This window comes from Buttiauxella selenatireducens, assembly GCF_031432975.1.
Lineage (GTDB): Bacteria > Pseudomonadota > Gammaproteobacteria > Enterobacterales > Enterobacteriaceae > Buttiauxella > Buttiauxella selenatireducens.
Genome location: NZ_CP133838.1, coordinates 2,088,620 through 2,100,948, shown reverse-complemented (window position 1 = coordinate 2,100,948; position 12,329 = coordinate 2,088,620). Strand labels below are relative to the sequence as shown.

11 protein-coding genes are annotated in these 12,329 nt (G+C 48.6%); 5 read left to right on the top strand and 6 right to left on the bottom strand.

Going from position 1 to position 12,329, the window contains the following annotated elements; genetic code table 11:
* Positions 1 to 132 precede the first annotated feature (132 nt).
* The gene (locus tag RHD99_RS09690) at positions 133 to 522 is read right to left on the bottom strand and encodes a winged helix-turn-helix domain-containing protein (RefSeq protein WP_309878598.1); all 390 of its coding nucleotides are present in this window, start codon (positions 520 to 522) and stop codon (positions 133 to 135) included.
* A 564-nt stretch (positions 523 to 1,086) separates the two neighbouring features.
* On the opposite strand from RHD99_RS09690, the gene RHD99_RS09685 reads away from it, so the two are divergent.
* The 5 genes from RHD99_RS09685 to RHD99_RS09665 all read left to right on the top strand — a co-directional run bounded on the left by RHD99_RS09685 (position 1,087) and on the right by RHD99_RS09665 (position 7,678).
* Complete coding sequence (locus RHD99_RS09685) at positions 1,087 to 1,986, top strand: LysR family transcriptional regulator (RefSeq protein WP_309878596.1); 900 nt, start codon at positions 1,087 to 1,089, stop codon at positions 1,984 to 1,986.
* A 544-nt stretch (positions 1,987 to 2,530) separates the two neighbouring features.
* Positions 2,531 to 3,097, top strand: coding sequence for a fimbrial protein (locus RHD99_RS09680; RefSeq protein WP_309878595.1), 567 nt, complete (start codon positions 2,531 to 2,533; stop codon positions 3,095 to 3,097).
* Between the two features lie 141 nt (positions 3,098 to 3,238).
* Positions 3,239 to 3,931: a fimbrial biogenesis chaperone gene (locus RHD99_RS09675; protein ID WP_309878594.1), complete on the top strand. Its 693-nt coding sequence runs from the start codon at positions 3,239 to 3,241 to the stop codon at positions 3,929 to 3,931.
* Between the two features lie 20 nt (positions 3,932 to 3,951).
* Positions 3,952 to 6,522 carry a fimbria/pilus outer membrane usher protein gene (locus tag RHD99_RS09670; RefSeq protein WP_309878593.1) on the top strand — a complete coding sequence of 857 codons (2,571 nt, stop codon included), beginning with the start codon at positions 3,952 to 3,954 and terminating at the stop codon, positions 6,520 to 6,522.
* Positions 6,503 to 7,678 (top strand): fimbrial protein, encoded by a 1,176-nt coding sequence (locus RHD99_RS09665; RefSeq protein ID WP_309878592.1) that lies wholly within the window; start codon positions 6,503 to 6,505, stop codon positions 7,676 to 7,678. The genes RHD99_RS09670 and RHD99_RS09665 overlap by 20 nt, the downstream gene beginning before the upstream one ends.
* Before the next feature lie 47 nt (positions 7,679 to 7,725).
* Here the strand turns inward: RHD99_RS09665 and cheZ are convergent, their stop codons facing one another.
* The 5 genes from cheZ to RHD99_RS09640 are packed head-to-tail and all read right to left on the bottom strand — an operon-like array spanning position 7,726 to position 12,324.
* On the bottom strand, positions 7,726 to 8,370 hold the full coding sequence (cheZ, locus tag RHD99_RS09660) for a protein phosphatase CheZ (protein ID WP_183269601.1): 645 nt from the start codon (positions 8,368 to 8,370) through the stop codon (positions 7,726 to 7,728).
* Between the two features lie 10 nt (positions 8,371 to 8,380).
* Positions 8,381 to 8,770, bottom strand: coding sequence for a chemotaxis response regulator CheY (cheY, locus tag RHD99_RS09655; protein ID WP_309878591.1), 390 nt, complete (start codon positions 8,768 to 8,770; stop codon positions 8,381 to 8,383).
* A gap of 17 nt (positions 8,771 to 8,787) precedes the next feature.
* Positions 8,788 to 9,837, bottom strand: coding sequence for a protein-glutamate methylesterase/protein-glutamine glutaminase (locus RHD99_RS09650; protein ID WP_309878590.1), 1,050 nt, complete (start codon positions 9,835 to 9,837; stop codon positions 8,788 to 8,790).
* On the bottom strand, positions 9,834 to 10,700 hold the full coding sequence (cheR, locus tag RHD99_RS09645; protein ID WP_309878589.1) for a protein-glutamate O-methyltransferase CheR: 867 nt from the start codon (positions 10,698 to 10,700) through the stop codon (positions 9,834 to 9,836). Before cheR ends, RHD99_RS09650 begins: the two co-directional genes overlap by 4 nt.
* A gap of 19 nt (positions 10,701 to 10,719) precedes the next feature.
* The gene (locus RHD99_RS09640) at positions 10,720 to 12,324 is read right to left on the bottom strand and encodes a methyl-accepting chemotaxis protein (protein WP_183269604.1); all 1,605 of its coding nucleotides are present in this window, start codon (positions 12,322 to 12,324) and stop codon (positions 10,720 to 10,722) included.
* Positions 12,325 to 12,329 lie beyond the last annotated feature (5 nt).

The window sequence follows — 12,329 nt, the reverse complement described above, 5'->3', positions numbered from 1 at the left end:
TAAGACAAAATCAGTGAATTTAATGTATAGTCAGGCCTCCACTATCAAGTGGATAAACAATGAATACATATGACTGATTTTGTTGTTAAAACGATAATGCGAACTACTTTAATGTAGTGTATCTCTACTCCTTCAGATTCCCATATATAGCGCCTGCACTTTCATAGCATTAATGCTGTACTTTGCCCCTTTATCGCTAACAATAAAATCCTCGCCTAAACCCACTCGCGAAAGATTAGATTTAAGGTCTTTTAAGGTGGCCCATAGAATCTGACTGGAGGATTTCAGATCTCTGTTATCCCAGACATTTTTTAAGATATCGTCCCGCTTAACCGGGTGCCTAATCCCATTAGCCAGTAAATATGCCAGCAACATCATTTGCAGATCCTTAATGGAAATGACGCTGACATTAAGAACATAGGGTTTGCGATCTTCTTCTATGTCGAGCTTTATAATTCTACGGTTATGTATATCAATTTGAATATTGTCGTTGATCAAGAATCCAAAAGTCGTCCTGAACATAATTTTGCCCTGATTTGATTGAGCTTCGTTTTAAAGCAATCGTGCAATTACTCGTATTTTATATAAACACCATGAATCAGTAATCCAATGAACCTGCGAGATGGATGATGTTTAAATAGTGTTAAATGTAGATGTTAGTATCTGTGAGGCGCACATCGACAGACGTTAACTCTGCAAAATTAAAAATGTCAGCATTTTTCATCAGAGACGCCTAAGCCACAGACTCAACGGATAATCTTGTTTTTTGTTTACTGGCAGTGACAAATGCTGATCAGTACGAAACCATCATGATTTATCTATAAAAAAAGAGAGTCCAAAAAAGGATAATTTATACGTACATTCTGAAATGTTATTGAGGACTTATTTAAATTAACGACCTGGCGCCCTGAAAGTTAAAATCATGTTAATGGAAACAACAGGACATCTTCAACATTCCGGGACAGGGCTATTGAACCACAAATACATTCATCACAAAAATGAATGAGCAGAATTGCATTCACGTAAAAATTAGCTGAACTATACTCAAAGCTAAACCTCTTCTACATAAACCAGTCGATAGACGCGATGGATTCGAAAAAATTTGATTATAATTTAATACGTTACCTGGTCATCATCGTTGAAACTCGCAGTATGGCTAACGCGGCAGAGGTGCTTAATGTTGCGCCTTCAGCAGTAAGCTATGCGGTAAAAAAAATGCGTGATCATTACCACGATCCCTTATTTACACGCACCCTCAATGGTGTCATGCCGACTGCGCTTGCGATGAATCTTTACAACAAATTCAAAGTAATAGATGCAGATATCACAAACGTTCTTAACCTCAAGTCAATTTCTCAGAACACAAAACGAAGTGTTTATATCCGCTGTGATCCGCTTACTGAGTTTTGGTTAACCGAGAAGCTTCTCAGACAGCATATTATCCCCGACGAGTGCAGTGCCGAATTCCGCTATGTCACGCTTGATAGCGAACAGCGCGTCAGTAAACTGCGTAACAAAGAAATAGACATTGATATTGGCCTGCAACTGCCGGGGGACAGCAGTTTGGTCGCCCGCCCTCTGTTCGATCTGGATTTCACGCTAATTTGTCGCAATGACCACAAGACAGTCGGTGAAAGCATCACTAGAGAGCAATTTGCAAAAGAAAGATACGTCGGGTTTGGCTCCCCTTTTTACCGCACTCTTTTGCGAACGGATGCCGCCGAAGCGATTGCGTTACGAGAAACCGATCCGGTTATTGTCAGTGATTCACATTTCAACCTTATTCTGGCAAGCATATTTGATGATTTATTAGTCTTTTGCCCCTCCCGCTATGTGCAGATATTGAAAAAAATCATCCCCATCCGGGAAGTGCAATGCGACTTTATTAATAGAGGAAATGTGAAATACGTGGCGCATATCCATAAACAAAATATGGGGGATGAACTCATAGGAAGAGTGATTGGATTATTGCGGGAGGGCGTTTAGCTATCGGGCAGGAATCAAAATCATCGTGGAAATCATCAACCTGATCCTGGCTTGCTACAACGCCAGTTGCATTGGCGTTCAATTTCCTGGATAACTGCGTCTGATAACCTGCCCGGTTAAACTGTGTCATTCAGGGACTTAATGGGGAATACTAGCGTACTGAGCGAACTTATAGAGAATCACGCCTTATTACTAAAACACGTTATTCACAAACACATTATATTAATCACAACCATCAACATAGATATATTTACATTATCGATCTTTGGCATCGTAATGATCATCCCGATGAATAACACCCATAAAAACACATTTAGAATTACTTATACCCTGATTTAAAAAAGACTTTTACCAGAACAGCGAATATATATACTATGCCAATCATTCAGCGCGGAGAAATGAAGTTTTAATTAGTGCTTATTGAACTGTTAAGTAATGATTATGTATTACATGCGAAAATTTTATCTCAACAATGCAATTATATCATTTATTGAAATCATGATTTTTCATGTATTCCAGTATCTTCACACATGGAGAAGTTCAAATGTTGTTAAGGAAATTGTTGTTGCTCTCAGCACTCGTCTCTATTTCTGCAACCAGCGCTTACGGGGCCGAAATGAATGCCGGGATTGTTCATTTCACGGGTGAAATTATCGAACCCAGTTGCACCATCAAAGGGGATACAGGTACGACTAATAATGTCCCTTTAGGTACATACCCCACATCGCTTTTCACCCAGGTTAGCGATGAATCTGACCTGGTACCGTTTAGTATTGAGCTTATCAACTGCCCTGTCACCTCCGCTGGCCTACCCAATATCCATCTCACCTTCGAAGGTCCAACGGCATTAACCAATAGCAATAATTTGCTGGATGTCAGCTCCGCTGCTGCCACCGCCGCTACCAATGTGGGTATTGCGGTTAGCCTGAAAGGCAGCACTACGTTGCTAAAAATGGATGGAACCGATGAGAAGAGTATTGAATTAGGGCTTCCGTCTCTTGCAAACGATAGCATTATTGCGGATTTCAACGCGCGTTATAAAGCCTTTGCGATTCCTGTCACCGCAGGCCCGGCAGATGCAGATATGACGGTAAATATTTTGTATCGATAGCGTGAATATACTTTTAGGAGTTGACTATTTCCCTCGCTAAAACGGGAGATATCCCTCTTATTCTTAACCCGTAAAACACCAGTTCCCCTGCTGGCGTTTTACGTCATTTTTGCATTATTAAAAAAATACGAAAGGACTCCTATGCGCAGCATTTTTCTCACAGGCTGTCTTATTATCTTATCGGCATCGTTTATGTCTCAGGGCCACGCGAATGGCATACAAATAGGGCGAACACGTGTTGTTTATGATGCAAATAAAAGAGAAGTCGCTTTATCGTTAACAAATACTGAAAAATCATCTCCGTGGCTGGTGCAATCCTGGACAGATACAGGTGATGGAAAAACACGTGGCCCGTTTATTGTTACCCCGCCCTTATTCCGCCTTGATGCACAAAAAGAACAAAGCCTGCGTATTTCGTGGACGGGCGCCGCAGTGGCGAAGGATCGTGAATCACTCTTTTATCTTAATGTCCGCACCATTCCGGCAACGCCCAAAGATGATGAAGAAAAAAACATCCTCAAATTGATTTTCAAAACCCGTTTGAAACTCTTTTTCCGTCCTAAAAACCTCGATGGTACACCAGCAGAAGCCTGTAAAAACCTGGAATTTCAACGTCAGGGCAGCGCACTTTCTATCACCAACAATGCGGCATTTTACGTTGTCTTTGACTCCTTATTACTGGGGTCTACACCCGTACCTAAAGCCGATATGGTCGCCCCAAAAAGTACCGTTCAAATTGAAATCCCCTCCACGGCTACGGCAAGGAACGTCAACTGGCACTGCATTACTGATTACGGTAATGCCTCGGAGAAATTTGAGGCCAGTTATCAATAACCCATGGATGACGCAAAAAAATGTCAAATCACGCCAACAGCATTTTTCCTTTTTTCTCATGGAGGCTTAACGCGTTTTTACGCTGTCTCACCGGTGTCTATCTCTTGTCTTCCCACTCCGCTACTGCGGGCGAGTACATCTTTAATGCATCAGAATTGGAGGGGGATCCCAGGCTATATCAGGATGTTGATTTATCTCTCTTTTCAAATACTAAAGCGCAGCTGCCCGGCACTTATCAAACCATTACGATAATGAATAAACAGCGCCTGGGTATCGGAAACATCGCCTTCACCAATGCCGCTGATGGTTCGCTGCAACCCCAGCTTACGCCCAGGATGCTGCGCAAATGGGGAGTCAGAGTGGATGCTTTCCCCGAGCTTGTCGCATCACCGCCCGATACTCCGCTGGCTAAACCGCTGGGTGATTACATCCCTGCCGCCACCACCGAGTTCGATTTCAACAAACTCACCTTAAACATCAGTATGCCGCAAATTGCCGTTTTTCAGGCGAACCAAGGCGGTGTTGATCCTGCCTTGTGGGACGATGGTGTTCCGGTTTTGTTTTCGGATTATGCCTTTGCGGCCTCGCAATCCGAGGGCAGTGACAACACAACGTCCACCAATCAGTATCTGAATTTACGCAGCGGACTGAACGTTGGCGGTTGGCGATTACGCAATTATTCAACATGGAATAAAGATGAAGACCAACAAAGCTGGGAAGCACTCCAGACCTATCTTCAACACGATGTACAAACATTAAAATCTCAGTTTACTGCTGGCGAAAGCAACACCCGGGGAGATGTTTTTGACAGCCTGCAATACCGTGGGGTTAACCTCGCCTCGGACGAAGAAATGCTCCCTTTTAACCAGCGCGGTTTTGCCCCGGTCATCCGTGGGATCGCCAACAGCAATGCGGAAGTGTCCGTACGGCAAAATGGCTATTTGATTTATCGGGCAAACGTCGCACCAGGTGCCTTTGCGCTGACCGATATTAACTCAACCTCCAATAGCGGCGATCTTGATATTACTATCAAGGAAGCGGATGGCACTGAACATCGTTTCACCCAACCGTATGCCAGCGTCCCTTTAATGCAACGACCTGGCCAGACCAAATATGAACTCACAGCCGGGACATATCGCGCACAAGGAGACGAGAACAACACCAATGAGCCTGGATTTGTGCAAGGCAGTGCCGTTTACGGCCTGAACAATAACTTTACGGTTTATGGCGGTCTGGTGGGCTCACCCGATTACGGGTCTGTGGTTTCGGGCCTCGGTATGGCGATGGGATATTTTGGCTCGCTTTCAGCCGACGTAACGTGGGCTGATGCGCAACTCGACAGCGGTGAAAAAAGCCAGGGTCAATCCTGGCGGATGATGTACAGCAAAAGCATTGAAACCACAGACACTAACTTTAGCGTCGCCAGTTACCGATATTCGACCAGCGGTTTCTATAGCTTTGCCGATGCAAACCAAAAAGATGAGGGTAAAGAAGATGACTGGTCATTTAATTACAACAAACGCAGCCGCATTCAGATCAACATCAATCAGAACATTTTGAACAGTAGTTTGTACATTAATGGCTATCAACAAGATTACTGGGGAACCAATAATAAAGAGCGCAGCATCTCCGCCGGGCTGAGTTCTGTCATCAGTGGGATTAGCTGGCATCTGAACTACAGCTACAGCAAGCTCAACGATAATCAAGATGACCGCATGTTAGCCTTTGGTTTTAGTGTGCCTTTAAGTCGCTGGTTATCGAACAGTTGGGCAACCTATAACATCAGTAATAGCCGCAACGGTAACACCAGCCAAACGCTTGGGTTAAGCGGTACGATGCTCGATGATCAACGGCTCAACTATTCACTTCAACAAAGCCAAACTAATCACGATGGGACTGATAACAGTAGCGTTTATGCTACGTATCGCTCGCAATATGCCAATCTGAATGCGGGATATTATTACGCGACAGACAACAGCAGCCAGTTGAATTATGGCATCAGCGGAGCATGGGTTGCGCACCCGGCTGGAATCACCCTGTCACAACCCCTGGGCGACGAGTTCGCCATCATTGATGCTAACGGCGCATCCGGCGTTCGTTTTGAAAACCAACGCGGCGTGCAAACGGACGGGTTTGGCAACGCGATTATTCCGTCACTCAGTGCGTACCAGGAAAATCGCATCGGCGTTGATACCACCACCCTGCCTGATGATGTAGAAACCGGCGAGACAGCAATCACTTTAGTTCCTACCCGTAACGCCGCGGTGATAGCACATATCGATGCCCGCAAAGGCTATCGGACGCTTATCACATTGACCCGTGAGAACGCTAAATTAGTCCCGTTCGGGGCCATGGCCAGCATTCAAAATCCTGCACAAAGCGGAATTGTTGATGAAAACGGTGTGGTGTATCTCTCGGGGATTACCGACAACACTGATATCACCGCAAAATGGGGCGAGCAACCGGCTCAACAGTGTCATGCCACCCTGATGCTTCCCCAATCCCCCTCCCAAACGGAAAACCCAGCCGGGTTACTTGAATTGCGTGCCACCTGCAACAAGGAGCAGCCCGATGTTACCCACCATCATTAATTTTTGCCGACCGACACTTAACACCAGCAACCTGCTTTGCTGCGTACTGTTATTAGGAAACGTCGATGCCTCAGCAGAAGTCCTGCAAAACTGCTTTAACGGCCCGACCTCTTACAGCATTGATTATCAGCAGGAGTTATCCGCCGGAATAAACAAAACCGGCAAGGAAATTTTGTCAAACCCAGGCCATCTTGTGGGTAACGGCCCCGTCATGACAGCCAGTTGTGAATGCCCAACAAGCCTCGAAGCGAATGAAGAAATTAATGAGCTTACGGCCGTGGGAAGCCCACTGAGCGCTGGTCATAGCAGCACTTACGGCTTCTTAACCAACAATATTGATATTAGCGTGCAAGGTTACACCGACGCCATTAACTCCCCAGACGGCGCGGGATTAACCTCTATTCCCATCAACAGCTATCCCACGCCAATGGCGAACATGAATTCGCGTGTACAAAACTGGTCAATCTACGAAGAGTCTGAGTCCGTTTGCAGCGATTCATCCAGCCCGGTAAGCCCACCTAACCGGGTTAAACGGCAGTTCAAATGGAACGTCATTGCCGCTAAGTTTTACATTAAGAAAGCCATCCTGGGGGAGGAAATCATTCCATCGACCCTTGTTGCTCAATATTATTCCTGCCTCTCGTTTGACCGAGACGGCAGTTGTACAGCTTCAACCTCTCAACTGGTTTCTAACGTCTATCTCAGCGGTAAACTCACGGCACCTTTAAGCTGCACGATTAATGCGGGGCACACGATTGAAATTGAACTGGGCAGCGTAGTCAGTTCCAACTTCAGGACACCCGGCGTGCCACCGAAAGGCTATAGCCTTCGGGACGTGGACATTTCTTATCATTGCGATAACCCGGTAGAAAGCACCTCTGGCAAAATTAAACTGACGTTAACAGCCGATCAAGGCGTGAGCGATCCGCAGGGAATGATTGCAAAGATGATGGGCCGCGACGACCTTGGGGTTCGGCTGTATGACAAAAACGATCAGGATGTGGTGCTGGATGGTTCGTTTGATTTTCCGGTTACGCTGGATACCAACGGAAATGGCAGCATAAAACTAAAAGCCGCACCTGTTAGCACGACCTCTACGCGCCCTGCCGCTGGCGACTATGAAGGAAATGTCACGGTAAAAATGGATATTCGTTGAGGACAATTATCATCGTGCAGGGAAGCCTCCCCGCACGATGTTCACACCTAAAACCCTAAACTATCCAGCAAATCATCAACCTGATCCTGGCTTGCCACCACACCCGCCGCGCTGGCGTTCATTTGTGGGCCATTGAGCAGACTGTCAGCAGGACGTTTTGCCCGAGCATCCAGTTCCGGCATGTTCTCCATCAACACCATCAATAACTGGCGTTCAATTTCCTGGATAACATCCATCATTCGCTTGATAACCTGCCCGGTTAAATCCTGGAAATCTTGCGCCATCATGATTTCCAGAAGCTGGGCGTTGGTGAAACTGGTATGCGACGGCACGGCAGAAAGATAATTACGCGTATCGGTCACCAGTTCACGTGCATCACCCAGCTCAATAGGGTTTTCAAACCAGGCGTCCCAGCGGCCATTTAACGCTTTGGCATCACTTTCCAGTTTGTTCTGGTGAGGTTGAGCCAACTCCACACAGTTCAGTGCGCGTTCGGCAGCTTGCGCGGTCATTTGCACCACGTAGTCCAGACGGTCGCGGGCATCAGGAATGGCTTCTGCCGCTTCAGCAATCGCCTGATCAAGGCCCAACTCGCGCAAGCTGTCACGCAGCATACGCGTCAGGCTACCAATCCGAACGATAATATCGCCGGTTGAGTTTAACTCTGACGCGGGATTTGTAGATGAGTGCATGTGCCTCTCCTTACATACCGAGCTTTTCGAAGATTTTGTTCAACTTCTCTTCCAGAGTGGCAGCGGTGAAGGGTTTCACCACGTAGCCACTCGCCCCGGCTTGCGCTGCAGCAATAATGTTCTCTTTCTTTGCCTCAGCCGTCACCATCAGCACCGGCATTGCCGCCATTGCGCCATCGGCACGAATGGTTTTCAGCAATTCCAGGCCATCCATGTTCGGCATGTTCCAGTCGGAAATCACGAAACCATAGCCGCCGCCATTCAGTTTATTCAACGCATCGACGCCGTCTTCTGCTTCTTCTACGTTATTGAAACCCAGCTCTTTTAGCAGGTTACGTACGATACGACGCATGGTAGAAAAATCGTCCACCACCAGAAATTTAAGTTCTTTATCTGCCATTTATTGGGTTCCTTCGGTTATATTCTTATTGCCTGTCCGGCACTAATCTTGATCAACATCTGCTGGCTAATCTGGCTTAAATCGACCACTTCGCTGACGCCACCACTGTTAATGGCTTCACGCGGCATGCCGAACACCACACAACTTGCTTCGTTTTGGGCGATTGTCCATGCCCCGGCTTTATGCATTGCCAGCATCCCGGCGGCACCGTCATTCCCCATTCCGGTGAGGATCACGCCCACGGCATTTCGCCCGGCGTATTTCGCAACAGAATGGAACAGCACGTCCACGGCCGGGCGATGCCGGTTCACGGGCGGGCCATCATGAATCTTGATTTGGTAGTTCGCCCCACTGCGAGCAAGCTCCATATGTTTATCGCCAGGGGCAATGTAAGCATGCCCGGGCAATACACGTTCGCCGTCTTCCGCTTCTTTCACGGCGATTTGGCACAGCTTATTGAGCCTGTCGGCAAACGAGCGCGTAAAACCAGGCGGCATGTGCTGGGTAATTAACACCGCAGGGCTGGTCAGCGGTAGCGGCTGAAGCACATGGCGAATCGCCTCAGTGCCACCGGTTGACGCACCAATAGCTATCAGTTTTTCTGAGCTTAACAACGGCCCGGCTTTCAGTGCGGTAGGTGCGGCAACCGGGGCGCGAGCCGCCAGTTTAGCTTTTGCCGCAGTCCGTACTTTCTCAGCAATGGTTTCGCTGTACGCCAACATCCCTTCACGGATACCCAACTGCGGCTTGGTGACAAAATCAATCGCCCCCAACTCCAGCGCCCGTAATGTGACTTCCGAGCCTTTGCCGGTCAGCGATGACACCATTACCACCGGCATTGGACGTAAGCGCATCAGCTTTTCGAGGAAGTCCAACCCGTCCATGCGCGGCATTTCGACATCTAACGTCAGCACGTCGGGATTAAATTTCTTGATCAAATCCCGCGCCACCAGCGGGTCTGGCGCGGTCGCCACCATTTCCATGTCATCGTGGCTGTTCACTATTTCTGTCATGATTTGGCGCATCAGGGCGGAATCATCGACACAAAGCACGGTTATTTTTGTCATGATCTTTCCTTACTCAGTCCGTATACCGTTTGCCCTCGCAGCAAAAATTCACGGCTGAGATTACTGAAATTCTCCGAATGCCCGGCAAACAGCAATCCGCCCGGTTTAAGCAGCGGCACAAAGCGCTGCAAAATTTGCTGCTGTGTCATTTTGTCAAAATAAATCATCACATTACGACAAAAAATGGCGTCAAACGGCCCTGGAATTGGCGCTTGCTTATCCAGTAGATTAATCGGCGCAAATTCCATGTGACTGACCAGGTCGCTGCGGACGCGCACCAGTCCTTCATGTGGCCCGGTGCCGCGCATGAAATAGCGCTGCATCTGGAGCGGTGCCAGGGTTTTCAGCTCATCCTGGCGATAAACCCCACTTTGGGCTTTCTCCAGTACCTGAGTGTCAATATCACTGGCAAAGACTTTCCAGCGGCCCGGTGCCATGCCGACAACATCGGCGAGAGTAATCGCAATGGAATACGGTTCTTCGCCCGTGGACGCCGCCGCACTCCAAACCCGGTATTCGCCGCTCCGTTTACGCGCATGTTCTGCGAGGATCGGGAAGTGGTGACCCTCACGAAAAAACGCGGTCAGGTTGGTGGTCAGGGAATTGACGAACGCCTGCCATTCGGCGTTACTGCCGTTGGCTTCCAGCATGCTCAAATAGTGCCCGAAATCCTCCAACCCCAACGTGCGCAAACGGCGCACAAGGCGGTTGTAAACCATGTCGCGTTTATGATCGGCCAGCACGATACCTGCACGCTGGTAAATCAACTGGCATATCCGACGAAAGTGCGTGTCGGACAGCGGTAGACGCAGTGTCATCTGTAACAGTAATGACGATTGTCCGGTGGACAGTGGTGATGTCATAGCGCCTTCTTACTCACAATCAGGAGGTGGCAAGCACCCCAGTGGCCTGTAAATCTCTGTTGATGCTCTCTGTAGCAACATCATCCAGATTAAACACCGAAACGACACCGCTCAGGTGTTCGGCCTGGTTTGCCAGCGCATCGGTAGCTGCTGCCGCTTCTTCTACCAGTGCGGCGTTTTGTTGTGTGACCTGATCCATCTGGCTGACTGCCTGCGCCACCTGTTCGATACCGCGACGTTGTTCGTCAGAGGCAGAGGCAATTTCGCCCATAATATCGTTCACCTGCGTGACTGAACGGACGATCTCCGCCATCGTTGAGGCAGCGGTATCCACCAGTTGCGAGCCCTGCTGTACGCGGTTAACCGACTCTTCGATCAATACTTTGATCTCTTTTGCCGCCTGCGCACTGCGGCTTGCCAGGTTGCGCACTTCGCCTGCGACGACGGCAAATCCGCGCCCCTGCTCACCCGCTCGTGCCGCTTCAACGGCGGCGTTCAGCGCGAGGATGTTGGTCTGGAAAGCAATGCCATCAATCACGCTGGTGATATCGCCAATTTTCTTCGAGCTGCCTGCGATGTCGTGCATAGTGCGAGCGACATTTGCTGCCTGTTGGCCGCCTTGCTGGGCAGTGTCCGCCGCCGTGCGGGAAAGTTGGGCTGCCTGGCGCGCGTTGTCAGCGTTCTGGCTGACTGTCGCGGTCAGTTGTTCCATGCTGGCGGCGGTTTCGGCCAGCGATGCGGCCTGCTGTTCGGTACGTGAAGACAGGTCATTGTTGCCTGCGGCAATTTCTGCGATACCGGTATGCATCGCGCTGCTGCCCTGACGCACTTGTAAGACGGTCTCTTTCAACGCGAGTTGCATGTTTTTCAGGCTGAGGAAAATCTCGGAAATTTCGTTTCGCCCAAATACATGTATAGGGCGCGCCAAATCCCCTGCGGCAATATGCTCAAAATGGTTGCGCACAATGTTCAACGGTTGCACCAGCATTTTGCGTGACCAGACGATGGAGCCAATCAGCATCAGAATCGCAATCACCGTCACGACGGCAAAAATAATCGCCGAGGTCTGATAGTTCAGTTTGCTGTCCGCACTCGATGCCGCCACGGTGTCATTAATGCTTTGCTGCCAGGCGTTAAAGTAGGCGTCAAAAATATCCTGTGACTTCTGGGTCGGCGCGCTGAGGAAATCAGACAGCTGATTGCTTTCAAGCCAGGTGGCCTGATGCTGCAAGTCATCCCGCCAGGCGGCGTAACTTTGTTTCGTCGACGCCACCATATCTTCACCCTCTTTATTTAAAGGAGGGATCTCCAAAAACTGGTTAAACAGCATGTCAGCCTGTTTCAGGCTGCTACGGGTATTCGCCATCAGGCGTTTAATATCTTCCTGCGGGTAACTCAATGCTGTCAGCGTACCGGCACGGCTTAGAGCGGTACTGGCTTGCAACAATGCTGCACGGCTTTGCGTTAAGGTGTCGCGCTGCTGGTTTCCGACTTCAACCATTTTTAAATTCTGAAAGTCATCCCTGAATGCCCAAAAGGAGAGTCCATTACTCCCAATCTGCAGTACGCCGCAGACGATCAAGATTAACAACAGCGTGGTCGAAATTCGGATACGGTTGAACATCAATT